Below are 23,635 nucleotides of genomic sequence, written 5' to 3'. Positions count from 1 at the left end.
GCGCCCCAAGGGCCGGGCCCCTTCGCGCACCCGGGACCGAGGCCCTTGCCGGCGGTGAGCTACTGCCCTGTGGACGCCCCCTTGGCCGCGTGTGGCAGCAGGTCCGCAACCCCTCCGGTGCGGCAGACCCGCACACCGCCGAATGTCCCCACTGCCGAGAAGCGGTCGAGGGGCTGACCGCCCTGGAGCGTGCCACCCGTGCTCTGCGCTCCGAGGAACAGCCCGACGGCCGCAGCCTGGCCACCCGGGTCGTCAACGCTGTCCGGGCCGAGGTACGACTGGGTACCCTGCTGCTTCTGGACGACCCCGAGCACGATCTGCGCATCTCCGAGAGCGCAGCCGCGAAAGTACTGCGCCGCGCCGCCGACACCGTGCACGGCGCCCATGCGGCCAGCTGCAGACTGACCCCGGCGCGTGAAGGCAGCGCCGTCCACGTCGTCGCCATGACGGTCGCGGCCGCGCTCGACCGACCGTTGCCGGAAAGAGCCGAGGACGTGCGCCAAGCAGTCCTCCAGGCAGCCGACCACATCCTCGGCCTCGCGGTCACAGCCGTCGACCTCGACATCACCAACGTCCTGGATCTTCCCTGGATGCCCAGCGGCACGCGTGCGGGGGTCGGGACACGATGACGGGCGCCTACCGCAAGGACATCCTGCGAGCAGCAGCCGAGGCAGCCCTCGGTGTTCCCTCCGTAGCCGCGCTCCAGCCCTCGCTCGCCGACCGGTTGGCCCGGGCAGCCTCCCACGCGAAACAGGCCGTGACACCAGCAGGAACCACCTCCCTGCCCGAGCCGGCCGGCATCCGCATCCAGCACGCCCCAGAAGGCGGCTGGCGCGTGGAAGTGCGGTGCATCCTGCGCGCTGACCGCCGGGTGGCGGACGTCGCCCGCCAAGTGCGCGAACGAGTACGCACCGCAGTCACCGCCTGCCTCGCCCAGCAGGAACCGGCCGAGCCGGTCACCATCCTCGTCACGGTCACCCGCACCGTTTAAGACCGCTGGTTCCCCTGCTGCCGGATCAGCGCGGTGACGGAGAGGCGGCAGGGCGGCCCCGACGGCAGGCAGGTGGTCGAAACGCGGCTACTCCACGGCGGCGATGGGGATCACCGCACCACCCGGGCCGCCGTTCATGTCGGGCGGTCCGCCTGCGACCTGCTTCCACACGCGAACGTATGCGGCCCTCCGGGCCCAGGTCCCCAGGTCGGAGGTGTCGGCACTGTAGTCCTGCCAGGTCTTGCCGCGTTGGCCGTCCCCGGGCATCCAGGTGTCCGGTCTCGACTCCCAGACGGTGACGTTCGTGACCCAGCGCAGTTCCTGGTGGAACGCGTCGTCAGGATCGGCGGACGCAGTCGGTGCTTTGATGGATCCGAGCTCGCGCAGACCGAGGAACGCCAGTGCGTAGGCGATCGCCTCCCCGCCTTGATCCCCCTCGTCGGGCTGAACCGCGACAGCGATCCCTCCGAAGTGCGCAGCCTCGTACAGGGTCGCCTGGAGCGCCGGGCTGTCTGCCATGACTCCCTCTCCTGCTGCCCTGACTGGCGGCCGGCGGCGGGCGCATTCCTCAGCGGACGGCAACCTGCGACGGCTTTCACCGGCAGCTGTCGGTTCTTCCAGCGTACGAAGCCTTCGGATTCTTGGCGTACGAAGCGCCCGTGGCCGCTCCCCGGGACAGTCCGGGCCGCGTGTCCGCCTCGGCCGGCCGCCGGAGCGGTCTCGCACACGCGGCGACGCGCGGCGGGCGGCGGGCGTAAGGCTCTCTGAAAGGCGTGCTGATAAGCGGAAACTACAACAGCCCCTACGACAGCGATAGGGTAATACTCGCGAGGAGGAGGCTGTCATGGGTGAAGCTGCGACAACCCCCCGCGAACGATACCGCCAGCAGGTGCGCGCGGAGATCAAGGAAAGAGCTCGGGAACAGATCGCCGGCTGCAGGCGCGGCATACAGCACCGCAGGCGAGAAGGGCAGACACGCACCCGGCCTGTCTGCCCTTCCTCTCCTCGGCGCAGCCGCCCAAGGGGTCGAGAATCAATGCTTCAGGGCGTCCTTCGCCTTCTGAGCGGCCTGCTTGGCATCACCTGCTGCCTGCTCGCGCCGCCCCTTCGCGTCCAGGCTTTCGTTGCCGACGGCCTTGCCGGTGGTCTCTTTGACCTTGCCCGTATCGCGCCAGCTTCTACCCAAACCCACAGAAAACACGCAGACCCGAAAATGGCAGCAAGGAGCAAGGCCACAGCGGGCGGAGCAGGTGGCCCCGGCTTCGCATCGTGGTCCGATGACCACCGTTCCGGGACTGATCCAGGTGTTCTTTGCCCTTCGAACCGGAGGAGCCGTAATGAACCTGAGGCGGCGCAGACACAGGTGGAACCCGCGCAAGAGCAGACGGCGCAGCCCCCTGGCCCGATGGACGCCACGGTCTGTCGTGCGCCGGGCGCTCATGCGGCTGGCGGGATGGGGAGTCCAGATGATGCTGTGGGGCATGCGCCGCGCTCTCAGGCGCTTGCTGCGGGCCGCATTTCTCGCTTAGAGCTGCCCGAAAGATTCACACCAGCCATTCCCCGTCACAACCGCAGCTTCGCTCAGCGCAGCTTGTCCTTGCCCCGTTCCTTCGCCCGCCGCGCCTCGCCCCGGGCCTGCAGAGCGGCACCCTTGGCCGCCATGGTCTCCTTGCCCACGGCGTGGGCTGCCTTCCTCACCGCCTTGCCGGCAACCACTTCGATCTCGGCCTTCGCCCTTTCGCCAGCACTCATGTCCGTCACCTTCCAGTCCAACCGCTCAGCGCCTGCCCTCCACAGCCGACTCGCAAACGGTCCGTGCGGCCGCCCCAGACGGCCTCAGCGCCGAGCGGCCGGTACGAGACGCAGCAGGGCGTGCAGCACGACGTCGATGCTGTCCTGGGCCGGCCCGTCGGTCACGTGCGTGAGCAGGCGGGCCAACGTACGCAGCATCGGAGGCGAAGCCATGACGCGGGGGTGGAGGACCGGCCGGAAGCCGTACCGGGAAAAGATCAGATCACCGGCGAGGTTGCCCAGCCGGTAGTAGCGCCCCCAGCGGCGGTGGATCTCGACCGGATACTGCCGCAGCGCATGCTCTCGTCGGGGTCCGCTCGGCCGGGCCAGGGCCAGGGCGATGGTCTCCGCGGCAACCTCGGCGGCTTCCATGGCCTGGGCGATGCCCTCACCGCTCCACGGACTGATCATCCCCGCACTGTCTCCGACCAGCAGCAAGCCCTGCCGGTACTGCGGTCGTCTGTTCAAACCCATGGGAAGAGGGGCGCTGCGCAAAGGCGACTCGGCGTTCTCCTCACGGATTCCCCACTCTGCGGGGAGACGCGGCAGCCAGGCGTCCAGGACGGCCCGCAGGTCCCCCACCCGACGCCGCCGCTGCGGCAGGACACCGAGGCCGACGTTGACGCGCCCGTCCCCGAGCGGGAACACCCAGCCGTACCCGGGCAGGTCCAGCCCACTGCTCGGGCAGCGCAAATCTGCCCAGAGTTCCAGGTAGGGGTCGTTGGTGCGGGCCTCGCTGCGGTAGTAGCGGCGGCCCGCCGACGCAACCGGCCGGCTCTCGTCACGTTCGAGCCCGAAGGCCAGCGCAGTGCGGGCGGAGGCGCCGTCGGCCGCCACGACGAGCGGTGCGCGGTAGCGCACCGGCTCGCGTTCCGGCCCCCGGACGGCAGTCACCCCCGTGATGTGCCCAGCCCGGTCGGTCAATGGAGCCGACACCTTCACATGCGTGCGCAGGCGCGCCCCGGCGGCGCGGGCGTGCGCCACGAGCAGGTGGTCGAAGTCATGCCGGCTGCGGGTGAGCCCGAAGTCGGGAAGACTGCCCAGGCGCGGCCAGTCCAGCTCCACCTGTTCCCCCTGGCACCCCCAACGCATCCCGCGGTTGCGCATCCACCCCGAGCCGCTGATGTCCACACCCAACCGCACAAGTTGGGCCACGGCGCGCGGTGTCAGGCCGTCGCCGCACACCTTCTCGCGCGGGAAACCGCTCTTCTCCAGCAGCAGTACGTCCAGCCCTGCCCGCGCCAGGTGGCCGGCGGCGGCGGAACCGGCTGGTCCCGCACCCACGACGATGACCTGCGCTTCCTCATCGCCGGTGGCCTCTGGAATCTTGGAGCTGCTGCCAGGGCCGTACCCGCTGGATGCGTCATCACGCTCGGTGTTCACGTCCTCACTATGGCGCGTCCGTGGGTGCCGGACAATGAAGCGGGGCCAAAGCCGCGCAAGGTGCATGTCGTGCGCGGGAGCGATGGCCGTGCAGGACCGCTGGCCGGTTGCGGGGCCGATGGCGGCGGGCGGTCGGCTCGGGCCTGGTGGAGACCGCGCCCGCAACGGTGAAGACAGGGCGAGGCCACCCTGGAGTTCGGGTGACCGCTTCAGCGTCAGCGCGTTGGTGGTGGATACCAGACTTCGAAGCGGACGTCCGGTCCGCCCTCGTCGTCGCGTGGGTCGTCGGTTCGCTTGACCGTGATGAAGCCGTGTCGCTCGTAGAACCGGTGGGCTGATTCGCTGACCTGGAACGGCCACAGCACCAGTCCGTGCGGCTGCCGTCTCTGGGCCAGGGACATGAAACGGTCGCCCAGGCCCTGCTTCCTCCACGCGGAGTCGAGGTAGAGCTGTCCCAGCTCGCGCCCGCCCAGCACCATGAGCCCCACCATGGTGCTGCCGGTGACGGCGTGGCCGACCATGCGGTCCGCGATCTCACCGGCGGCACTGCCGCCAGGTGCGTCCGTGAGCCTGCAACAGCACGCGAAGGGCATGCCCGAGGCCGGCGAAGCGTGCGTCGGACGGATCCATCGCTTCGCAGTCCCGGGCCAGCATTCAGGGGCAGGCCGCCGGGATGTCCTTCAAGCCGATGGCCATGTCGGGCTCCAACGCGGCCTCAAGGTGGTGGCCGGCGTCGGCGTGGTGAGCGGGCGGTGCTGGCGGCGATTCTGTTCGTGGCGGCCTCGGGCTGTACCTGGCAGCAACTGTCCATGGCGTCGTTCGGGCCGTCGGGGGCGACAGCCCGCCGGCGGTTCTCCGAATGGACGAAGGCCCGGGCGTGGGCCAAGCTCCACCGCCTGGTCCTGGACGCACTCGGCGCCCGAGGCGAGCTGGACTGGTCCCGCTGCGCGATCGGCTCCGTCAACATGCGGGCCCTGAGAAGGGGGATGTGACGGGCCCGGATCCTGTCGATCGGGGCAATTTCGGGCCGAAGATCCATTCGATCAAAGGGCGGGCCGGTCTGCCCCTCTCCGTCAGAATCTCCGGGGCGAACCTCCACGACAGCCAGGCCCTCCAGATGTGGTCCGGGGCGTCCCGCCGATCAGATCTCGCCGCGGACGCGGTCGCCGTCACCCCGGTAAGCTCCACGGCGACAAGGCAACCACGGGATCCGTCACCGCATCACCCGCAAGGGAATCGAGCCGTCGAACCGGCTCGGCCGGCACCGATGGGTCGTAAAGCGAACGATGTCCTGGCTTTCGGGCTGCCGTCACTTACACCGGCGCTATGAACGCGAGGCCGCACACTTCCTGGCGTTCGCAGGCATCGCCGCAGCCCTCATCTGCTACCGCCGCTTGAAGACGAACGCCAAACCGACTCACCGGCTACGGCAGGATGGCTCGAGTGAGCGAATCAACTGAGCAGGTGCGGACCGCAGATCGTCTCTGGCAGGAGTTCCGCCAAGAGCCATTCCCCGACAGCCTGCGACATGTCACCTTCGGGGGCACAGACGTGTGGCTCATCGAGTTGGACATCGCCGGCTGCGTTCTTCGCTGGCTCGACAACAGCGGTTCTCTCGACTCGAGGAACAGCATCCTCCTGCAGAGCCGCATCGAGGACCTGGACCGAGTCATCGCTGAGGTCAAAGACCCTGTGGGAAGCCAGTACTGCCAGCGGTTGCACCAGCTCGCTGTGCTCGTGTCCAGCACCGAATGAGGCGACCTCTCAGTCCGGTAAAGCCCAAGCCCGCCCGCCCCGGACACGCCCGCAGGCACCCCGTGATGCCGCGAGGGGGTACCGCGGCGTCCTGGACGCGGTCCTGGTCCGCCCCGGGAGGGTGGCGGAGATCAGCGCCGGCCGGGCCGTGCACCGGCCCCGTGGACCGGGCGCCGCACGAATGCCTGGCTCTGACACGTGTGCCGCAGGCCGCATGGTGGAGGGTTGGGGCGGAGGTCCTGCCTTTCGCATCTTCCCGGGCACGCGGCGTTGGGCGCCGGCGAGATGCGCAAGACAGACCTTGGGGCTCAGCCGACCTGGTTGAGGAGAGATGTCAGCGCGGCGCGCAGCAGTTCGTCCTCGCGGATCATCGCGTGGTCGGACCCGGAGACGACCAGGCGGCGGTCTCCGGTGGCGAGCACGGTCAGCCGGTCGTGCTGCTCGGGCGTCAGGGCGGCGGCACCGAGGGCCCGCAGGGCGTCGCAGGCGCCCTTGAGGTCGGCCCGGGTCTCGGCCGAGTGCAGCGCCGCCTCGGCGAGCCGAGCGCGGTCGAGGCCGGCCGGGTCGGCGACGGTGAGCAGCCCGAGGACGGCCGAGGGTGCTTGGGCCGGGTCGTCGAGGAGAGCTTGGAGCCGTGCGGTCAGTGGGCGCCCGGCCGGGCCTAGCACGGCGATCTCGCGGGCGGCGCGGGCGGCCGTCCAGTGGAACCACCGCCGGTGCTGGCATCTGTCGATCACCGATGCCAGCACCGGGACGACCTCGGCCGCCTCACCGGCGATCCGCCACAGGGCGAGCGCCAGGGCGAGGTCGGTGTCCACCTCCGGCGCGGTGTCGCGGTCGACAGTGCGGCCGAGCGCCGTCCGCAGGGCCGGGACGAGGCGGGCGGCTGCCGGGCCGAGGTCGGCCAAGGCGCGTGCGCCCTCGACGCCGCCGCGCGCACCGGGGGCGAGCGCCGCCTCGGCGGCGGCGAACAGCGGGCCGGTCTCGCCGGTCAGCTCGTGCAACGCCTGTGCCACGAACAGCTGCCGGGCCTCGGTACGGAGGGCGGTGGCGGCCTGCTGGCGCTGCTCAGGCCCGATGCCTGCGGCGACGGCGGTGATCGCGGTGGCGGCGTACTGGAACCGGGGCAGGATGGCGCACAGTTCGGGCAGCGCCCCGGCGGCCTGTGGGCCCCACTGCCGCAGCAGGTGGACGAGCCCGGCGGTGTCGTTGTGCTCCTCGGTCGCCGGGCAGCCGCAGTCCTTGCGCCCCTCGGAACGCTCCAGCGCCTTGGCGGCCAGACGGGCGCGGACCGCGGCGAACAGTTCCGCATCGAACGGGAAGGGCGCACCAGTAGGGGCGTGGGACCCGGCGGCGCACTGCATGGCGCGCGGGCGCCGGCCGAGGGCCCGGGCCAACAGCGGGGCGGCGGCCTGCGGCGCTACCAGGACGAGCGCGGCGAGGGCCTGGTCGGCGGCTTCGTCGTCCGGCTGCGCGGCGAGTTCGGCGAGGAGGGGGGCGGCCTTGGCGGCGGCCGGGCCGATCTTGCCCAGCAACTGGGCGGCCGCCCATTCCGCGGCGAGCGGGGCGACCGCGGGGATCAGCCGCTGCGGGGCGCTGCGGGAAAGGGTGCAGGCGCGGTCGGCCGCCCACAGGGCCTCGGCCCGCACCTCGGGGCGCTCGTCACGCAGCGCGGTGTCGAGCAGCGCGAGGGCACTCTCGCGGTCGGCGTCGGTGCCTCGCCCCAGCAGGATCTCGACGATGGTGCGCAGCGGCTCCCGGTGCTCGTCCGCGTAGCCGGACCTGGCCGTCTCGCGCGCGGGCAACAGGCCGAGGACCGCGTCGCGGTGCGCGGCGAGCCACGGCTCCCCGGCCTCCAGGGCGGCGAACACGGCGGCCAGGCGCAGCGGCGCGGGCGTATCCGGGCCGAGCAGGGCGCGGGCCTCGGCGGCGGCGCCCTCGCGGTCCAACCGCGAGTACGCGGTGAGGAGTTCGGCCCGGACAGCGGGCTCGGTCTCGGCGGCCAGGCGGGCCCGGACGGCGGGCAGGGCGGTGCAGGTGTCCCGGGTGTGGCCGACCGTCCAGCTGGCCGCCTGCCGGACGGCGGCGTCCTCATCGGCCAGCAGCGGTATGAGCAACGGCAGCTGGGCGGTCACAGCGGCCCGGACAGCACCCGGCCCGACGCCGTACTCGTCCTCGCTCTCGGCGAGGCAGCCGAGCAGCCGGAGCGCGTCGACGGTCTGCCGACCGCAGGCGGCGATCCGGGCAAGGTACGGGGCGGCGTCGACGCTGGCCGCGTACACGGTGCCCTGGTGCACGATCGAGCCGTACAGCTCCTCCAGTGCCCCCTCGGCGTCCTCACCGCCCTCGGCGAAGGTGCGCAACAGAGCGGGCAGGTCCTCGGCGGGGCCGTAGGCGTGGTTGACAGTGGACCAGGGGTGGGCGTCGAGCCCGGCAAGGGTGGTGAGGAGCTCCATGGCCGTGATCTTCCCAGGGACCTCTGACATCCGCTCGGAGCAGGTCCGGCAGGTAGGCCTTGGGGCCTTCAAGGAAGCGGCGCAGCAGAACCCGTCGAGCCGTGCATCGACAAGCTCAAGCGGGGCCGGTGCTGGAGCCGTTGTTGCCGAAGGGGCCTGCGTCCGCCCGCCCGGCCCCGGCGGCGAGGCCGGCACGGGAGGCCGGCCGGCTCTCACCCCTTGTAGGAGTTGATGAGCCGGGCCAGGTGCTCGCCCGCGACGGTCAGCGGCGTCTCGCTCTTGGCGACCTGCGCGGTGAGCTCGGCGCCTTCGAGGGTGCTGATGACGGTGATGGCGAGGTCGTGCGCGTCGCCCTCCGGGAATCCGGCTTCGCGAAGTGTGCCCGCGACCAAGTCGCGCCAGTGCTGGAAGGCTTGGGCGACTGCCTGCTCGATGTCGGGGGCCCGCCCGGTGGTTTCCAGCGCTGTCGCGCTGATCGGGCAGCCGTCCACCCAGCCGGATTCGCGCAGGAGGCGGGCGAGTTCGCGGGCGCAGGCGGCGATGGCCTTCGCCGGGTCGGCCTCCGCGGAGAGCACGGCCGACAGCAGCTCCGCGAACTCCTGGTCGGCGTGCTGGACCGCGGCGACGCCCAGCTCCTGCTTGCCGCCGGGGAAGAAGTGGTAGACCGAGCCGAGCGTGGCCTTGGCCTCCTGGGCGACCTGTTTGATGCCGGTGCCCTCGTACCCCTGCCGCTGCATCAGCAGGGAGGCCGCGTGGATGATGCGCTCCCGGGTGCCCGGCTGTGGTGTGTTCGCCATGCGGCAAAGCTTACTGGGTAGAGCGTTCGTTCTAGCTTGTGGGTCGCGCGGGCCCCGTGCTAGCTTGCGGCTAGTTAGAACGTTCGTTTTAGCGACTCTTGGATGCCAAGGAGCTGGAAATGGAGCACAAGCGGATCACCGTCAACGGCCTGGACCTGGCCTACGTCGAAGCAGGAGAAGGGCCGCTCGCCCTGATGCTGCACGGCTTCGACACGCCTCACCTGTACCGGTACCTCATGCCCGCGCTGGCCGAGGCGGGTTACCACGCCGTGGTACCCACCATGCGGGGGTTCGCCCCGTCCCAGGTGCCGTTGGACGGCAGCATGCGCCTTCCCGACCTGATCGCCGACGCCAACGGCCTGCACGAGGCACTCGGCGGCGGCTCCGACGCGGTCCTGATCGGGCATGACTGGGGCGGGTTCACCACCTGGGGCGCCGCCGCGGCCGCGCCCGAGCGGTGGGCCAAGGTGGTCGTCAACGACGTACCGCCCTTGTCGTTCTACGACCGCAACAGCGCGGACCCCGGCAGGATCGAGCGGTACGTCCACTTCTACTTCTTCCAGATGGCCATAGCCGACCAACTCGTCGCGGCCGACAACCTCGCTTACCTCGACTGGCTCTGGGACCACTGGACGGGAACCGTCCCCGGCTACGACTCCACCGAGGACCGCAAGGCCATGAAGGAAGGACTCAACACGCCCGAGAGGCTCCACCTCGGCCTGGAGCTCTACCGGCAGAACTTCCCGGCCGCGACGTTCGGCACCCCGCAATGGGAAATGGTCAGCGTGCTGAACAAGCTGCCCTCCCAGCCCACCCTGTACCTCCACGGGACCGAGGACCCCGTGGTCGACGAGGCGACACTCGCCGAGATCATCGCCATGCTGCCCCCCGGATCGGACGGCGCCATGATCGAAGGCGCCGGCCACCATCTGCTCGCCGAGAAGCCGCAGGAGGTCAACGAGCGCATCCTCGCCTTCCTGGCTCGCTGATCACACCCTGCGGCGCGGGTCGGCCATCAGCCGACGGCCGACCCGCGCCGCGACGGGCGCGGCCACCGGAACCCGGGCGGCTGCCCCTCGGCTCCGGCATGAGACCGGAACCCCGGTCCGCGCTCCGACGGGCGAGGGGGCAGCCCTGCACGCCGCACGCGGAGCCGGGCACGGCGTACAGGGTCATCAGCCGGGCGGCCACCGACCACAGCGTCTGGCTGCCGGTGGAAGAGCCAGACCTCACCGTCGGCCCGGCCTTCTGCACCGGCTCCCGGGTCCTGGGCGTGCCCGCCGACCACCGCTTCACGCGGCGGGACTCCGTTCCGCTGGAGCTGCTCGCCGAGTTCCCGCACGCCACCGCCCTCGACGTGCCGGACAACTGGAAGGACACCTCCTGCCCTTCCACACCCCGCGAGGCCGGCGGATCGAACGCATCAAGAGGGCGGACAATTCCGACGAGTGGCCCGGCCGGGCCGCCGAACCCGTCGGGACACTCGCGCAGGACGACGACGAGGAGGTGCGGATCCGGCTGGCCTGCCACCACCCGCTGGCTCCGCCCCACCTCCTCCTGGACGTCTTCGTCACCCGCCCGGCCCACCGCCCGCACCTGCTGACCCTGCCCACGTTGCCCGGTACCGGCCTGACCCACCTCATCGGCCACCCGGACCCCGAGGTCCGCGCCCTCGCGGCAGCCGGCCCCGCCCTGGCCGAGGCCCTGCTGGAAGACCCCGACGAGTCGGTGTGCCGGGCCGCTGCCGCCAACCCGAGCCTGACGCCGGAAGCCCTGGAGACCCTCCTCGCCGACTCCCACACCGCAGAGGGCGCTGCGGCCAACCCGTCCCTCCCCGCCCTGCGCATGCACGCACTCCTCGACCACTGCCTGACCAGCACCGCCACCCCACCGACGGTCGGACGCCGAAAGACGACACCTCCGTAGCGATCACAGGCATGGCACCTCTGTCAGCCCATCGGCTGACGCCGACACGCCGCCGAAGACCACTGGCGGCCGCCACCCGCTGGACCCCCAGAGCACTGCCTGCGGTCGGTCGAATGAACCTCCTACTCCGCAGGAAGAGGACTCAAAGGTATCTGTGACAACGCCCAGCGTGTGAACGTGAGCAGATCCTCGCCGACGATGTCCTCAAGCCGGTCGAAATCCTCCGGCAGCACGTCGAGCAGGAAGTGCTCGAGTTCCCGGCTGGCCCGCCTCATCAGGACGAGGCAGCGATAACAGGGCTTGGGATGACGCTCAAGAAGGATCGCCCGCAAAGACCCCGTCGCATCATCGGCCAGGTACTGATCCAGCCATCCTGGCTCGCGTCCCCTGCCGAGGTTGAGGCGCTCGCTCTGCGAGCTCAGCTCTACGAGGACCTGCTTGTTCACACGCTTTATCTCTTTGGGGACGTTCAGCGGCATGAAGGCAGGTTATCCGCCAACGGCCAGAACGCGAGGGGCTTCCAACACAGACGTTCTTCCCCCTGCACCGGGACGGTCGGCGCGGATCCGTGAGTGCCCGACGCACAGCCACATCGCGGGCCTTCCACCCCACTTCCTCGTGGCAGGACGGCAGACACCCGGTGGGCTGTTCACCCCCACGAGCACGCTCCGGGCCCCGGTGGCACGGTGTTGTTCCGGCTGCTGAGGGCGTACGGTCGCAGGCAAGGGGCCGACGTAGGGCCGGCCCGGTCCGGACGGGAGGCGTGGATGGAGTCGCCGAAGGTGACGGTGAGGGCCGAGTCCGACGGCGTGTGGGTGGTCGCCTGCTCCGGCGAGTTCGACCTGGACACGACGGGGAAGCTGGAAGCCGCCTGCGAGGGCGAAGGCGCCGACGCCCGGCTCCTGGTCCTCGACGTCACCGGTGTGACGTTCGCCGACTCGTCCTTCCTCAACGCCCTCATCCGGCTGCGCAACGCCCGTCCCCTGGTCCTGGCGGGGCCGCTGCCGCACCGGCTGGAGCGGCTGCTGGAGATGACGGGCGCGCTGGCCCTCTTCACGATCCGCGACAGCCCGACCCAGGCAGCCTGACCAACTTCTGCGTGAGGTCAAGACCGCCGGGAGGGGTGCTGGTCAAGGATCTTCCGCGCGGCCTGTACAAGCGTCGCGTTGCCTTCTGCGACCGAGCCATCCGGCAGCACCAGCACGTCCTCCAAACCGATCCTCGTGTCCAGTCCCAGGCCGGCTGCCGCTCGCAGCACGGGCCAGGCCCCGCCGTCTTCGCCGTGCAGCAGCACAGCCACTGTGAGCCCTTTCCCGAGTTCCCGCACCAAGGCCGCGGCCGTGACCACTGCCGTGCCCGGGCCGGTATCGGTTACCTCAGCGAGCACACGCAGCACCCGGTGGGCCAGCGGCGAGACACGGAACCGGCGGGCCCCATCGGTACCCGACCAGATGCCGGCTTCGATACCGATGCCACGCTCCAGCAGAACACCGGCCACTGCTTCAGCGCCGTCCTCGTGCCAGTTCACTGAGGCATGATCGGGCAGCACCGTCCAAGACCGGATCAGCTCGACCCGCCGCCCCGGGTCCGGCAACGCCCATGCCCCGGTGGTGACCCCGACGCGCACCCTTTCCGGCACCGCGGCACGCACCGCGCTCACCGCCGCACCCACTACCTGCGGCTCCAGCGAATCGAGACCCTCGGACCCCTTGGGGTGCAGGTGAACGTCCTCCGCTCCAGCCGCCACCGCACGCGCAGCCTCGGCCGCCAACTCCCCAGGCGTCACGGGAACCCAACGGCTCCCGCTCTGACTCCGTGCTCCGTTCAGACACACCTGCAACATGGACAGAACTCTGCCAGACACCATGGGCACCCTTCACGGCCCGTACTCAAAGCCCAGGGGCTCCGTGATGAACCGACCAGCCTCGACCTCAATCGCACTGGAGGCCCTACGTGTATCGACCCGTGGGGTTGTGTGGGGCTGATGCCGAGCAGGCGCTGAAGGACCGCGGGAGGCATCTGCGTGCAGAGATCAAGCAGAACCGCGCATCGTCCGGCTTCGGTAGGGAGTCCGATCTTGCGGAGACGTCGGCTGAGCTGTTTGCTGCCCAGTGGGTCGCCAGGTCTCTGAGTCGGAAAGAGCCAGGGCGCGTTGAGGTCGTTGTCGTCGAGTGGGCGGTGGAAGATCCACCGCGGCCGAGCCGGGATTCGGATATCGGAGGCGAACTTCCGCACCGACCCCTCCTACCTGCCGGACCTGCGGGCCTACCTGGACGCCCTGCTTCGAGACCGGGAGCGGCTGGCCGCGGCCGCCGGTCAACGCATGGCTGTGACCTGCAGGAGGTACCGGTCCGACCGGTCATTCTGGCCGCGATTCGGTCAGCGGGTTGAGGGGAGACAGGCGCCGATGGGGGCTGCGTACTACCGGGCCGAGAGTGAGAGCGGCGACCACATCGACGACCCGTCCGAGGACGCACGAGTGGTGAGCCGCACGTTCTCGGGCCGGTCCGGCGGCCGGGGCAGCGATCACGGGTGCACAACCTTGGCTACTGTAGTCCGGTATGTCATGGGATGTAAGTGGAAGCCCGCATCGGCTGGCCGGTCGTCGCTCAGGGCGCAGTGAGCTGGAACCGGCCCGGTTGCCGGAAGTGCGGGAGCTGGGGGAGCTGGGCTGGTTCCTCTCGCCGGAGGCCCCGATGTGGGTGTTTCTGCCGTTCGTGTGGCCGGCGGAAGCTCGGACCTGGGTACCGGATCGGTCGACTCGCTGGCAGATCGACGCCACATTGGACGCATCGGGTCGAGTGGTGGATGTCGAATGCCACCCCGTCACGAAGTCGGAGCAGGAGACGCAAGAGGAGGACGTCTCCGCGGACCTGGCTCGCTGCGGCATCCCGCCGCGTCCCACCGGCCGGCTGTGGCTGCTGCGCCCGGTGGGACGGTTCGAGGATCTGGACGCCGTTCTCGACCACCTCTGTGCTCACGCCGAGACCCGTGGTGTGCTCGTCGGGCTGTCGGCTGCGTTCGCGGAGCTGTGCGCGGCCGAGCTCCAGGCCGAAGGAGTGAGCGGGCCGCCGGGACAGATCGGTGGGGAGCAGGACGCGCACAGCTTCCGCCGTACCGCGCGCACGGCTGATGGCTCTCCGCACCACAGTCAGTGAGCGCAGCTGAACGCATGGGTGGACGCGTAAGGATGGCACCGCGACCCGCTGGTCTCGCCGGTGGAGAGGACCAGCAAGACCGCTCGCACCGGCCGAGCACGCCACCGTTGTACGGAATGACGACGGCGAACACGCCGCTCATTCCACCCGGATGCGGCGGGGCGATCGAGTGAAACGGCGACCGCGCCCGTGATCAGGCGGTCCACCGGTGCGTTCCTGTCGTGCAGGCGTCCCGCGTGTACTGCGTCCCCCCGTCGCTTCGCGGGCGGAGCCGCAGCACGGCGACCTTCACACGACAAGGGGACCATCATGGTCACGCACACGTTGGGGCGGCGGATGTCCGCCCTCGCCACCGTCCTGGGACTGGGTATCGCCCTCCCGTTCGCCCTGGGGGCGACTCCCGCGTCCGCCGCGGCACAGATCGACATCACGAAGACGCATTCCGGCAGCTTCCCCAAGGGCGGGCAGGGTGTCTACACGCTCGCGGTTACCAACACAGGCGATCAGACGACCGCCGGCGGGACGGTCATGCAAGACACCATCCAGCATGAAGGCGTGACCTTCGTCCAAGGGGAGACGGTCATCGACTCGGATGTCAACATTTCGTGCGCCTTCGAGGGGGACAACAGGATCAACTGCGACAGCGATCCGCTGGGCCCCGGTGAGGGCTACACGCTCACCCTCACCGTCAAGGTCGCCGAGGAGGGCCCGTGCCTCGTCGACAACTATGCAGTGGTGATCGTTCCCGCAAGTGGCACCGGCGACTCGGTCAATGACCCCACCACCATCACCGGCGGCACCTGCGGCGGAGACGACGGGGACGGTGACGGAGACGGGGGCCCCGTGTCGATCCTCCCCGTCAACCTCAACGGCGTCATCCCGATGTTCAACAACATCACCACGAACAACAACATCCACAGCCCCGGCGCCAGCAACGTCAGCCGCCAGGATTTCGGACTGAACGCACCCTGACCGAACCGGACCTGCCCCCGAGACGTGGAACGCCCTCGTTGGCCGTCCCACGTCTAGGGGCGCCCGCGCCAGTTCTATGGGCCCTACCCTCCAGCAATCCATCCACATCCCCGTTGCGCGCGCGGCGCTGCCGCTCCCCAGGGCGGTGAAGTACGCCGCGGGCGGCTCCAAGCATCCCGGGAGAAGGCCGGCTGATCAGGACCGAGCCCGTAACCGGGAGCAGCGCTGGCGGAGGGCTCGGGCAGGGACACGGACACCATCCCGTGTGCGACGGCGGTAGGGGCCGCAGTCTGCTGCGCCGACAGGCAGCCCGGCCGCGGCCTTCGCCCTCGGCTGCCGGCAGCGTGGGGGGTAGCCGGGTGGAGAGGTTCGCACGTGGGAGCTGCCGGCTCCACGCGGAGTTCGAAGACGCTCGCACACGCCAAAGGGACCGGCGCTGGCCGGTCTAGGGCCCCTTACACCCAAGGACACACCGACGGCGAGCAGCCAGGCCACATACGTGTGGGGCACCTTGTCATTCGGCCAAAACATCCTGGTCCGCGCCAGGCCTCATCTCAGGCCGCTGGATGAGAACCTCTTCCCAAGAGATGTGAGACAACCGCGGAGCCAGCCTGCTGGAGATGCTCCCAGGGAACAGCAACTGCTCTTCGAAGCCCCCCTGCAAGCTGCTGCACCAGCCGGGCAAAGACCTGTCCTTGCCGGAACAGCGCCCGGGGCTGGGAGTGAGCGTGCCTATAGGCAAGCACCGCGGCCTGTTCAGGAGGCCGTTCGAGAGCTGGCAAGAAACGGGTTCACTCCCGAGCAGGTAGGCCGTGCATTGCTTCAGCAGATTCGAAGTGGCCGATACAGCGTAGAGCGGGCCGTTGCGTTCGCCGGTCTCCTTGCCCGTGCCTACCACCAGAACGATCAGTAGCAGTCCGGCCCAGTGAGCTGTCCAGGTCACCTGTCAGCCTGGATAGTTGCCGCTCCGAGTGGAATTGGAGCGCGTGTAGGCCGACGGCTGTCAGCAGCCCTTTTTGATGGGGGTGGAGCTGTGCACCACAGGGTGGTCTGTTTGCGAGCCCAGCGTTGAAGTGTGAGTGTGGGCCACCGTCTGCCGGGTCATCCAACGCCTGCGTCTGCTGCTGGCCCTGGAGGCCGCCCCGCGGCCGGTCGTCGACGTGTACCGGCTGTGGATCGTGGACGGAACCTTGATCCCGGTCCGCGACCGTACCGTCGCAGCCTCCTCCCGCAACTACCGGTTCCCGGCGAACGTGCAGGTCATCGTCGACGCAGACAGCCGCCTGGTCATCGCCTCGGCCCGGCCAGCGCCGGGAAACAAGGCCGACGCCCACGTCTGGCGGGAGTCGGACCTGCCGGCCACGGCGGCCGGGACGACGGTGATCGCGGACGGCGCCTGCCTCGGCACCGGCCTGATCGTCCCTCACCGCAAAAGAGCCGGACGCCCCCTCCTGCGTGGCCAGGAGGAAGTCAACGCCGAACACCGACGTGTCCGGGCACGCGTGAGCACGCCTTCGCCCGGATGAAGAACGGGAAGATCCTCCGCGACTGCCGTCAGAAGGGAGACGGCCTCCACCACGCGGTCCAGGCCGTCGCCACCATGCACAACCTCGCCATGACGTGGTGAAACAGCAGGTCAGGCTCCGCTTCGACCTGCCAAAACCAGACCTTCTGCAACAGCCTTCAGGACGGGCTGCTCGCCTTCGGGCCCGCGCCCCTGCACGGCGAGGAATTCCTGGACCTGATCACGACCGAGCTGGTTGAGTTGTTCCGGCCCGGCGCCCCCTCCAGCGCCGGCCTGCCTGCTCGCCGTCGGCTCCTGCCCGAGCCTGGACGTCCTGCTGGTCTCGGCCCGCACACCGGAGCGCAAAGACGCCGCCGTATCGGCCCTGGACGACTTGCCCTGGTAAGCCTTGTCCGCCCAGCGCTTCACGCCTGCCTCGGCGAGTATGTCGACGATGCCGTGAGTACGGGTGGCGGTCAGGTCGTGAGTCGATCTGGACTGTGCGGGTGAGGCCCACAGGAGGCGTCCGGACGGATCGGTGAGGACTTGGACGTTCATGCCGTTGCGTTTGTGTCCTAAGAACTACTCCGGCACCCGGCTGTGCTGCCCGCACGCCGCCTGCTGCCCGAAGCCTTCCTGGTGGGGGAGGGCCGCCGACTGGGTCCGCGGTGCATGGAAGGAAGCTGAAAGTGCCGAGTGACCTCCGCTGCGTCCTCGGCCCCCACGAGCCCTGCGTCCCCACCGACGACGGCGGATGAGTCGGCTCAGGAAGCGGGCTCCGAGCTGAAGTAATCCGCCTTTTCTTCGACGTACCTCCAGCTCTCCCAGCCAGAGGGCGGATCGGTCTGCTCAGTGATCAGCGGCCACTTCGCGGCGTACTCCGCGTTGAGTTCCTTGTACTCCGACCACTTCGTCGGGACTTCGGACTCTTCGAAGATGGCGCTGACCGGACACTCGGGCTCGCAGGCGCCGCAGTCGATGCACTCCTCCGGGTGGATAACGAGCATGTTTGCACCTGCGCGAAAGCAGTCGACGGGGCACACGGCCACACAGTCGGTGGTCCGGCACCGGATGCAAGGCTCAGTCACTACGTAGGTCATGTGGCGCTTTCTCGTCCGAATCGATCTGATCGATTGCTCAGTGCGTGCCATACGGCGCGTTACCGGATGCAGGGCGGGAGCTGTGGCTCGCCGGGGACGCCGACCCTTCGGCCGGCGGTGACGGGGTCAGCCGGTGACCTGGACCTCGTCGGCCTGCCCGACCTTCTGGCCCTCCTTCAGGAATTGGAAGCCGTTCCCCTGGCTCGCGCGGAAGTGCACGAACAGGTCGGGGCCGGACTCCGGGGTGGTGAAGCCGCACCCCTTCTCGTCGTTGAACCACTTCACGGTGCCGTTCTCGCGCTCCGCCATGACCTCTCCACTGCGTAGTCAGTCGATTACGGATTGATCATTGCACGGTGGAACGGCTGCGGCGGTGAAGGCGCCGCCCCGGACGGCACCGGCCCGCTCGAACGACTGAATACGAGGGAGAAGCCGTGCCGAACTTCAGCCAGCCGGAGTGGACAGAGGAAACGGGGCGCCATTCGGTTGACGGCGCCTTTGATGCTGCCGCAGCTTCCAGTGGAGGGTGAGTCCGGCGGTCCCGGCATCGAGGTCCCGGAGCAGGTGCAGTGCGAAGCCCGTGAGGCCGGAGCAGTTGGCTTGCGTCGACTGCGTCGATCCGGGCAGGGAGCCTGACGCCGAGGCGGGCGGTCAGTACTTCGCCCAAGTCGCGGACGTGTCCGGCGACCGTGTCCACTTCTGGGCAGCGTACCAAGACGCCCTTCAGACCGACGCGGTTCTTCTCACTTGGCGCGGTGGGGCGTCGGGTGAGCCAGCCAGTCACCTGCCGCCGTACCGTCGGAGGCCGCGGCGGCGCGCCGGCCGGAGCCCCGCGGAGGGTGGCGGTGTAGCTGCGGACCATCTGGTAGGTGACGGGCGCGTTGTTGGCAACGAGTTCGCCGTGGGGGTGGGTGGGTGACACTGGTGCATCCCTCGGCGAAGGGTCGCTCCAGGTAGGGCTTGTATGGGTCCAGCCTGCTGGATCGGGGTTGGTTCTCGCGGATGGTGTCCTGCCAGTGTGCGGCGTTCGCGTGCCTGAGCACTGTGCTGAGGCCCCCACCCAGGTGCCGGGCGATCGCCCGGCGTGCGCGACCTTGAGCGAGGAGGAGCTCGTGAACCAGGGCGTGCGCGGCCTTCTTGCGCTCAGCCCGCCGACCGACGGGTGCCGGATCATCCTGCGGTCGGCCGGAAGTCAGTCGGGTGGCTTCCGTCACCATGCCGCTGGGCGAAGGATTGCGCAGGCGGTCGCGGTGGGCGGCGACTGGCTTCTGTTGCGGCGCCCGGCCGCGCAGGTGGAGGTCCCCAGCGTTGGCGGACGGAAAGCCGCTCACGCTCACCTGGCTCCGGGGCGATGAGCCGTCCTGCGGCGGCCAGGACTGCCGCAGGGCGCACTGCCTGGCGTCGCGCGGTCTGGGCCGCTGGCGGTGGCCGGCAGGGTGCCGGTCAGGTGTGCCCGCTGTCGGGGGGCGAAGATGAAGCAGTGGCGAGTACCGGAGCTGTCGAGCAGGAGGTGGAGGTAGTGGGGAAGCGGGCCGGTGAGGATGAGGTCGTGCCCGGTGTGAGCGTCCAGGAGCGCATGTACGAGCGCGGAGTCGGCGAAGGAGACCTGCTGAGGTCGATGACGACCCGTGGCACGGTCAGACCGACATGTGACCGGACGCTCCCGGCCGCCCACGGTGCTGGGACCATTCCGGCGCCAGAATCGACATCACCGCCGTGTCCACCCGTTTGCCATCCCACAGCAACGCATCGCGCAGTACTCCCTCGGAGACGAAGCCCACCTTCTCGTAGACGCGGCGAGCCCGCGGATTGAACGCGTAGACCTCCAGCGAGATGCGGTGCAGGCCCAGTTCCTCGAAGCCGTATCCGACGATCAGCCGCGTCGCCTCCGTCCCTAGACCGTGCCCGTAGGTGCCGGGCACGAGGCAGATACGGAAGCTGCAGCTTTCGTTGCCCGGGTCCCACTCGCTGAGCACCGCCTCGCCGATAACGCTCCCCGTCGCCTGCTCGACCACGGCAAGATCCAGCCGGTCACCCTGGTCTCCTCGCGTCTCGTACCAGGTGCGTATCCGCGCCTCATCGGGCTCGCCGTCGTCATGGCTGCCAGTCAGCCGTGACGCCTCGGTGTCCCGGAACATCGGCAGCAGCGCGGGCACATCATCCACCGTGACCGGCCGGAGCAGTACCCGCTCTCCCCTCAGCGTGGGCTTGCTGACAAAGTCGGGGCGGGGAGCACTTTGAACCTGATCAACCATGGCCGCATTGTGTGCGACCTCCCCGCTCGGTGTCCCCCTGTTATTCGTCACACGACCAGGTCACCTCTGAACGGCGACGCCTCGGAGCTGCGGTCATCCGTCCCGCCCGTCCATTACTTCGGCTCGCTGCTGGCGCTCGGCCGACATGCATACCTGGTGGTCAGGGCCGTCCACCTTTCCGCGCTGGATGAGCGCGCCAATGGCCGAGCGAACGCCTGGGGCGACCCTCCGCAGCTCGTGGCTGCGGCGCGGGCACTGGGCAGGCTGTTGCGTGCGGACGAGCATGCGGCTGACCCGGCCGGGGTCCCCAACGGACAGCGGGCCCGGCTCCCCAGCTCCGAAAGAGAGCCGTCAGGGCGGCTACCTCTGCGCCCTCTGCCAGACCCTGCGTCCTGAACGGCGACAAGTCCTGGCTCGAGGTGCCCTGCAGCCCGCACTTCACGACATCCCGGCGCCGCACTCGTCCCGGCGGCGCCGACCCGGCCCGGGGTGGGGCGGGTCGTGGGGGTGCGCGGTGGCGGGCGGCGGATGAGGCTGGAGGTGTCCAGCGGTGGGAGGAGCGCCCGTGCGCGACCGGTCAGGGGGTCGTGATGTCGAATCCGTACCCGTCCCCGGGTGAGCAGCAGCCGGGCTGGGGCCCGTGCCGACGGCCCGCGCCCCCGGGCTCGAAGCCGCCTTGGCCCGCGAACCCCTGGTGGTGGCCGGTCGCCGAGCCGCGTCGTCGGGTGCTGCCTCGGCGGCATCCGCGTGCCGCATACCGCTCGCACAGCGCCCAATACCCAACGGCTAACCTGGCCTTTCCGGCCATCCCGGCCCGCTGAGCGCGCTGGCCCCCGCCGATCCGACCGTACGCCCCATCCCACATCCCCCTACCAGGAGGAAGACAGCACCATGCAACACCCCCCTGAAGGCGACGCGGTCCCGGCGGCCGTGGAAGTACGCGGACTCCGCAAGGAGTTCGACGATAAGGTCGCCGTCGGCGGAGTCGACCTCACCGTTCCACGGGGCAGCTTCTACGGCCTGGTCGGACCCAACGGCGCGGGCAAGACCACCAGTCTGTCGATGATCACCGGCCTGCTCCGGCCCGACGCGGGCACCGTGCGGGTCGCCGGGTACGACGTCTGGCAGGACCCATACGAGGCCAAGCACCGCATCGGCATCCTGCCCGACGGCCTGCGCCTGTTCGAGCGGCTGTCGGGACGGGAACTGCTGCGCTACACCGGACGGCTGCGGGAGCTCTCCGCCGCCGACACCGAGGCGCGCGCCGAGGAGCTGCTCGACGTGCTCGGGCTCACCGAGGCCGGCGACAAGCTGGTCGTCGACTACTCCACCGGCATGCGCAAGAAGATAGGTCTGGCGGCCGCGCTGCTGCACAACCCTCCGGTCCTCTTCCTCGACGAACCCTTCGAGAGCGTCGACCCGGTATCGGCCGAGACGATCCGCGAGGTGCTGCGCCAGTACACCGCGACCGGCTCGACGGTGGTCTTCTCCAGTCACGTCATGGAGCTCGTGGCCGCGCTGTGCAGCCACGTCGCCATCCTGGCCAAGGGGCGTGTGGTCGCCGACGGCACGCTCGACGAGGTACGGGCCGGCCGGAACCTGAACGAGCGCTTCATGGAACTGGTGGGCGCCCCGGTCGGGAAGGCGAAGGGAGGGAGCCTCGCATGGTTGGGGTCTTCGTCGGGCTGAAACTCGCCCTCCTGCGCAGCAGTCTGCGCCGCAGTACCGCCCGCGCCGTGGGCTTCGTGGCCGGGGCGGGCATCAGCCTGGCCGGGTCCTGCTACGCGGCCATCGGCCTCGCCCGCGCCCAAGGTGAGCCGGACGGGCCCGACTTGGCCGTCCTGGCCTTCGCAGGGCTGGCCGTCGCCTGGCTGGCGCTGCCGCTGTCCTTCGGCGCGGGGGGCGACGAGAGCTCCGACCCCACCCGCCTCGCCGTGCTGCCTGTCCGGCCGCGCACGCTGATCGCCGGGGCCACCGCCTCCGCGCTCATCGGCCCGGGGCCGCTGTGCACGCTCATCCTCATCACCGGAGCGGTCGTCGGCGCCGCCGAGGGCGCGTTCAGCAGCTTCCCCGCCGCGGTCGTCACCGTCCTCGCCGTGCCGCTCATACTGCTGCTGTGCGTGGTCGCCTCCCGGGCCGTACTCGCCTCCTTCGCCCGCGCGCTGACCGGCCGGCGCGGCAAGGACGCCGCCGCCCTCGGCGGCGTCCTGACCGCGGTCGGCGGCTACACCACCTACCTGCTGCTGACCACCGCCAGCTCGGGGCTCGCTCTGCCGCCCCTGGTCGCACGGATCCTGCGCTGGACCCCGCCGGGCTGGCCGGCCGACGCGATCCGGGCCGCCGCCGACGGCAGGACCGCCGCCGCCCTGCTCGAACTGGCCGGGACCGCCGCCCTGATCGCTCTGCTGATGGTGTGGTGGCACGGCTCCCTGACCCGGCTGATGACCACGACGGACGCCTCTACGGCCCATGCCGTCAAAGTCCGGGCGGGCCGGACGACAGGCCTGCGGGCCCGGCTGCTGACCTCCAGCCGGACCCTGCTCGTCGCCCACCACCAGTTCAGCGCCTTCGCACGGTCGCCGAGGCACCGGATGACGATGATCGCGGCGCTGGCGTACGCGCTGCTGTTCCCGGTCGTGATGGCCGGGGTCGGCATGCGGACCCCGTACGCCGCCGTCGGCGGCGCCTGGGTCTTCGGACTGACCGTCCCCGGAGTGATGTTCGCCCTCGACGGCTCCGCGATCTGGAGCAACGTCGCGACCCTGCGCACCGTGGCGCAGGCCCGCGCCGAACTCGCCGGCCGGCTGATCCCCCAGCTGGTGGTCATCGCGCCCTGGCTCACCGCCGTCGCCGCTGGCGCCGCCCTCGTCACCGGGCGCACCGACCAGCTCGCGGCCGCTCTCGGCGTCAGCTTCGCGCTGCTCGGGGTGACCTTCGCGATGGGCATGGTCATCAGCGTGTTCCACCCCTACCCATACCCCGAGGACCCGTGGAGCGTGAGCGCCCCCGGCCAGAGCGGCGGCTACCACTTGGCGAACTTCTTCAGCTCCATCCTCGGCCTGGTGGCGATCGCCCCGGTAATCGCGGGCGCGATCGCCCTGAACGGCGCCCCCTTCTTGTGGCTGCTGCTGCCTCTGGGTACGTCATACGGCCTGCTCGTCGTCCTGATCACCCTGCGGACCATGGGACAGCGACTGTTCGACAAGGCGCCCGAGATCCTCACCACCCTGCGGATGTCCTGACCCACCGACCGGACACGACCACCCCGTCGAGGGATCGGGTCGCTCCTGCGACGCCGCTGGCTCTCCAACGTCACCCCAGGGCCCCGAACCTCGTACAGCGCATCCGTCGCGGAATACGACACAGCCAGTACCGCAGCGACCTCATAGAGGGCGGCCTCGCCTAGGTTGTGTCCGGCGGATCATTCGCGGAGCCAGAGTCTGATGGCTGCTGTGGTGATGGTGCCGTGGAAAACGTAGGCGCGTTTGTCGTAGCGGGTGGCGACGGCCCGGTGGTGTTTGAGCCGGTTGATTGTCCGCTCGACTTC

General features: G+C 70.0%; 22 protein-coding genes and 5 pseudogenes. 13 read left to right on the top strand and 14 right to left on the bottom strand.

Annotated elements, in window-relative coordinates; all coding sequences use genetic code 11:
- Nucleotides 1–89: 89 nt before the first annotated feature.
- Together ACZ514_RS31010 and ACZ514_RS31005 are read left to right on the top strand one after the other, a co-directional pair.
- Nucleotides 90–629 carry an Asp23/Gls24 family envelope stress response protein gene (locus ACZ514_RS31010; RefSeq protein WP_469126220.1) on the top strand — a complete coding sequence of 180 codons (540 nt, stop codon included), beginning with the start codon at nucleotides 90–92 and terminating at the stop codon, nucleotides 627–629.
- Nucleotides 626–991, top strand: coding sequence for an Asp23/Gls24 family envelope stress response protein (locus ACZ514_RS31005; protein WP_469126219.1), 366 nt, complete (start codon nucleotides 626–628; stop codon nucleotides 989–991). Before ACZ514_RS31010 ends, ACZ514_RS31005 begins: the two co-directional genes overlap by 4 nt.
- An 87-nt stretch (nucleotides 992–1,078) precedes the next feature.
- On the opposite strand, the gene ACZ514_RS31000 is transcribed toward ACZ514_RS31005, so the two are convergent.
- Entirely contained in the window at nucleotides 1,079–1,510 is a 432-nt protein-coding gene (locus ACZ514_RS31000) for a hypothetical protein (RefSeq protein WP_469126218.1), read from the bottom strand.
- A gap of 325 nt (nucleotides 1,511–1,835) precedes the next feature.
- Here ACZ514_RS31000 and ACZ514_RS30995 point away from each other — a divergent pair.
- Nucleotides 1,836–1,922: pseudogene (locus tag ACZ514_RS30995) on the top strand (TetR/AcrR family transcriptional regulator); the annotation flags it as partial.
- A gap of 102 nt (nucleotides 1,923–2,024) precedes the next feature.
- Here the strand turns inward: ACZ514_RS30995 and ACZ514_RS30990 are convergent.
- From ACZ514_RS30990 to ACZ514_RS30975, 4 genes are all read right to left on the bottom strand, one after another.
- Nucleotides 2,025–2,177: a CsbD family protein gene (locus ACZ514_RS30990; RefSeq protein WP_468164440.1), complete on the bottom strand. Its 153-nt coding sequence runs from the start codon at nucleotides 2,175–2,177 to the stop codon at nucleotides 2,025–2,027.
- Between the two features lie 395 nt (nucleotides 2,178–2,572).
- Nucleotides 2,573–2,743 carry a hypothetical protein gene (locus ACZ514_RS30985; RefSeq protein ID WP_468164438.1) on the bottom strand — a complete coding sequence of 57 codons (171 nt, stop codon included), beginning with the start codon at nucleotides 2,741–2,743 and terminating at the stop codon, nucleotides 2,573–2,575.
- 84 nt (nucleotides 2,744–2,827) lie between these two features.
- Nucleotides 2,828–4,108 carry a geranylgeranyl reductase family protein gene (locus ACZ514_RS30980; protein WP_469126235.1) on the bottom strand — a complete coding sequence of 427 codons (1,281 nt, stop codon included), beginning with the start codon at nucleotides 4,106–4,108 and terminating at the stop codon, nucleotides 2,828–2,830.
- A 272-nt stretch (nucleotides 4,109–4,380) separates the two neighbouring features.
- Nucleotides 4,381–4,686, bottom strand: coding sequence for a GNAT family N-acetyltransferase (locus tag ACZ514_RS30975; protein ID WP_469126217.1), 306 nt, complete (start codon nucleotides 4,684–4,686; stop codon nucleotides 4,381–4,383).
- A 180-nt stretch (nucleotides 4,687–4,866) separates the two neighbouring features.
- Between ACZ514_RS30975 and ACZ514_RS30970 the strand changes: the two are divergent.
- Nucleotides 4,867–5,625 (top strand): annotated as a pseudogene (locus ACZ514_RS30970) (IS5 family transposase); the annotation flags it as partial.
- On the top strand, nucleotides 5,609–5,920 hold the full coding sequence (locus ACZ514_RS30965) for a hypothetical protein (RefSeq protein WP_469126216.1): 312 nt from the start codon (nucleotides 5,609–5,611) through the stop codon (nucleotides 5,918–5,920). The pseudogene ACZ514_RS30970 and the gene ACZ514_RS30965, both read left to right, overlap by 17 nt.
- 308 nt (nucleotides 5,921–6,228) lie before the next feature.
- On the opposite strand, the gene ACZ514_RS30960 is transcribed toward ACZ514_RS30965, so the two are convergent.
- Together ACZ514_RS30960 and ACZ514_RS30955 are read right to left on the bottom strand one after the other, a co-directional pair.
- Nucleotides 6,229–8,376 (bottom strand): hypothetical protein, encoded by a 2,148-nt coding sequence (locus tag ACZ514_RS30960; protein WP_469126215.1) that lies wholly within the window; start codon nucleotides 8,374–8,376, stop codon nucleotides 6,229–6,231.
- A 212-nt stretch (nucleotides 8,377–8,588) separates the two neighbouring features.
- On the bottom strand, nucleotides 8,589–9,173 hold the full coding sequence (locus tag ACZ514_RS30955; RefSeq protein ID WP_468164434.1) for a TetR/AcrR family transcriptional regulator: 585 nt from the start codon (nucleotides 9,171–9,173) through the stop codon (nucleotides 8,589–8,591).
- A gap of 119 nt (nucleotides 9,174–9,292) precedes the next feature.
- Here ACZ514_RS30955 and ACZ514_RS30950 point away from each other — a divergent pair, with 119 nt between their 5' ends.
- Nucleotides 9,293–10,162: an alpha/beta fold hydrolase gene (locus tag ACZ514_RS30950; protein ID WP_468164432.1), complete on the top strand. Its 870-nt coding sequence runs from the start codon at nucleotides 9,293–9,295 to the stop codon at nucleotides 10,160–10,162.
- 517 nt (nucleotides 10,163–10,679) lie between these two features.
- Complete coding sequence (locus ACZ514_RS30945; protein WP_469126214.1) at nucleotides 10,680–11,099, top strand: hypothetical protein; 420 nt, start codon at nucleotides 10,680–10,682, stop codon at nucleotides 11,097–11,099.
- Nucleotides 11,100–11,221: 122 nt separating this feature from the next.
- Here ACZ514_RS30945 and ACZ514_RS30940 read toward each other — a convergent pair whose 3' ends face one another.
- Nucleotides 11,222–11,578 (bottom strand): hypothetical protein, encoded by a 357-nt coding sequence (locus tag ACZ514_RS30940; RefSeq protein WP_469126213.1) that lies wholly within the window; start codon nucleotides 11,576–11,578, stop codon nucleotides 11,222–11,224.
- 288 nt (nucleotides 11,579–11,866) lie between these two features.
- Between ACZ514_RS30940 and ACZ514_RS30935 the strand changes: the two genes are divergently transcribed.
- The gene (locus ACZ514_RS30935; RefSeq protein ID WP_469126212.1) at nucleotides 11,867–12,187 is read left to right on the top strand and encodes an STAS domain-containing protein; all 321 of its coding nucleotides are present in this window, start codon (nucleotides 11,867–11,869) and stop codon (nucleotides 12,185–12,187) included.
- A 17-nt stretch (nucleotides 12,188–12,204) separates the two neighbouring features.
- On the opposite strand, the gene ACZ514_RS30930 is transcribed toward ACZ514_RS30935, so the two are convergent.
- A complete protein-coding gene (locus ACZ514_RS30930) occupies nucleotides 12,205–12,942 on the bottom strand; it encodes a 3-keto-5-aminohexanoate cleavage protein (RefSeq protein WP_469126211.1) in 738 nt (245 codons plus the stop codon).
- Nucleotides 12,943–13,660: 718 nt separating this feature from the next.
- Between ACZ514_RS30930 and ACZ514_RS30925 the strand changes: the two genes are divergently transcribed.
- From ACZ514_RS30925 to ACZ514_RS30915, 3 genes and pseudogenes are all read left to right on the top strand, one after another.
- Nucleotides 13,661–14,257 (top strand): DUF5956 family protein, encoded by a 597-nt coding sequence (locus ACZ514_RS30925; protein ID WP_469126210.1) that lies wholly within the window; start codon nucleotides 13,661–13,663, stop codon nucleotides 14,255–14,257.
- Between the two features lie 309 nt (nucleotides 14,258–14,566).
- Nucleotides 14,567–15,229 (top strand): hypothetical protein, encoded by a 663-nt coding sequence (locus ACZ514_RS30920; protein ID WP_469126209.1) that lies wholly within the window; start codon nucleotides 14,567–14,569, stop codon nucleotides 15,227–15,229.
- A gap of 1,085 nt (nucleotides 15,230–16,314) precedes the next feature.
- A pseudogene (locus ACZ514_RS30915) lies at nucleotides 16,315–16,856 on the top strand (transposase); the annotation flags it as partial.
- Nucleotides 16,857–17,129: 273 nt separating this feature from the next.
- On the opposite strand, the pseudogene ACZ514_RS30910 reads toward ACZ514_RS30915, so the two are convergent.
- From ACZ514_RS30910 to ACZ514_RS30895, 4 genes and pseudogenes are all read right to left on the bottom strand, one after another.
- Nucleotides 17,130–17,306: pseudogene (locus tag ACZ514_RS30910) on the bottom strand (transposase family protein); the annotation flags it as partial.
- A gap of 191 nt (nucleotides 17,307–17,497) precedes the next feature.
- Nucleotides 17,498–17,833 (bottom strand): ferredoxin FdxA, encoded by a 336-nt coding sequence (gene fdxA, locus ACZ514_RS30905; protein ID WP_468164418.1) that lies wholly within the window; start codon nucleotides 17,831–17,833, stop codon nucleotides 17,498–17,500.
- A gap of 126 nt (nucleotides 17,834–17,959) precedes the next feature.
- Complete coding sequence (locus tag ACZ514_RS30900) at nucleotides 17,960–18,142, bottom strand: cold-shock protein (RefSeq protein WP_469126208.1); 183 nt, start codon at nucleotides 18,140–18,142, stop codon at nucleotides 17,960–17,962.
- Nucleotides 18,143–19,470: 1,328 nt separating this feature from the next.
- Nucleotides 19,471–20,088, bottom strand: coding sequence for a GNAT family N-acetyltransferase (locus ACZ514_RS30895; RefSeq protein WP_469126207.1), 618 nt, complete (start codon nucleotides 20,086–20,088; stop codon nucleotides 19,471–19,473).
- An 891-nt stretch (nucleotides 20,089–20,979) separates the two neighbouring features.
- On the opposite strand from ACZ514_RS30895, the gene ACZ514_RS30890 reads away from it, so the two are divergent.
- Nucleotides 20,980–21,777 (top strand): ABC transporter ATP-binding protein, encoded by a 798-nt coding sequence (locus ACZ514_RS30890; protein WP_469126206.1) that lies wholly within the window; start codon nucleotides 20,980–20,982, stop codon nucleotides 21,775–21,777.
- Nucleotides 21,753–23,330: a transporter gene (locus tag ACZ514_RS30885; protein WP_469126205.1), complete on the top strand. Its 1,578-nt coding sequence runs from the start codon at nucleotides 21,753–21,755 to the stop codon at nucleotides 23,328–23,330. The genes ACZ514_RS30890 and ACZ514_RS30885 overlap by 25 nt, the downstream gene beginning before the upstream one ends.
- Nucleotides 23,331–23,509: 179 nt before the next feature.
- Here ACZ514_RS30885 and ACZ514_RS30880 read toward each other — a convergent pair.
- Nucleotides 23,510–23,635: pseudogene (locus tag ACZ514_RS30880) on the bottom strand (IS5/IS1182 family transposase); the annotation flags it as partial.

It is taken from the genome of Streptomyces sp. NPDC034086 (genome assembly GCF_055575515.1).
Note: the sequence above shows the minus strand (reverse complement) of the source record. Positions and strands in the feature narration are given on the sequence as shown.

Bases quoted from the DNA above. Each gene is read 5' to 3' on its own strand.
- ACZ514_RS31005 (WP_469126219.1), top strand. From the start codon at position 626: ATGACGGGCGCCTACCGCAAGGACATCCTGCGAGCAGCAGCCGAGGCA.
- ACZ514_RS31000 (WP_469126218.1), bottom strand. From the start codon at position 1,510: ATGGCAGACAGCCCGGCGCTCCAGGCGACCCTGTACGAGGCTGCGCAC.
- ACZ514_RS30985 (WP_468164438.1), bottom strand. From the start codon at position 2,743: ATGAGTGCTGGCGAAAGGGCGAAGGCCGAGATCGAAGTGGTTGCCGGC.
- ACZ514_RS30975 (WP_469126217.1), bottom strand. From the start codon at position 4,686: ATGGTCGGCCACGCCGTCACCGGCAGCACCATGGTGGGGCTCATGGTG.
- ACZ514_RS30960 (WP_469126215.1), bottom strand. From the start codon at position 8,376: ATGGAGCTCCTCACCACCCTTGCCGGGCTCGACGCCCACCCCTGGTCC.
- ACZ514_RS30955 (WP_468164434.1), bottom strand. From the start codon at position 9,173: ATGGCGAACACACCACAGCCGGGCACCCGGGAGCGCATCATCCACGCG.
- ACZ514_RS30950 (WP_468164432.1), top strand. From the start codon at position 9,293: ATGGAGCACAAGCGGATCACCGTCAACGGCCTGGACCTGGCCTACGTC.
- ACZ514_RS30940 (WP_469126213.1), bottom strand. From the start codon at position 11,578: ATGCCGCTGAACGTCCCCAAAGAGATAAAGCGTGTGAACAAGCAGGTC.
- ACZ514_RS30935 (WP_469126212.1), top strand. From the start codon at position 11,867: ATGGAGTCGCCGAAGGTGACGGTGAGGGCCGAGTCCGACGGCGTGTGG.
- ACZ514_RS30930 (WP_469126211.1), bottom strand. From the start codon at position 12,942: ATGTTGCAGGTGTGTCTGAACGGAGCACGGAGTCAGAGCGGGAGCCGT.
- ACZ514_RS30925 (WP_469126210.1), top strand. From the start codon at position 13,661: ATGTCATGGGATGTAAGTGGAAGCCCGCATCGGCTGGCCGGTCGTCGC.
- ACZ514_RS30920 (WP_469126209.1), top strand. From the start codon at position 14,567: ATGGTCACGCACACGTTGGGGCGGCGGATGTCCGCCCTCGCCACCGTC.
- fdxA (WP_468164418.1), bottom strand. From the start codon at position 17,833: ATGACCTACGTAGTGACTGAGCCTTGCATCCGGTGCCGGACCACCGAC.
- ACZ514_RS30900 (WP_469126208.1), bottom strand. From the start codon at position 18,142: ATGGCGGAGCGCGAGAACGGCACCGTGAAGTGGTTCAACGACGAGAAG.
- ACZ514_RS30895 (WP_469126207.1), bottom strand. From the start codon at position 20,088: ATGGTTGATCAGGTTCAAAGTGCTCCCCGCCCCGACTTTGTCAGCAAG.
- ACZ514_RS30890 (WP_469126206.1), top strand. From the start codon at position 20,980: ATGCAACACCCCCCTGAAGGCGACGCGGTCCCGGCGGCCGTGGAAGTA.
- ACZ514_RS30885 (WP_469126205.1), top strand. From the start codon at position 21,753: ATGGTTGGGGTCTTCGTCGGGCTGAAACTCGCCCTCCTGCGCAGCAGT.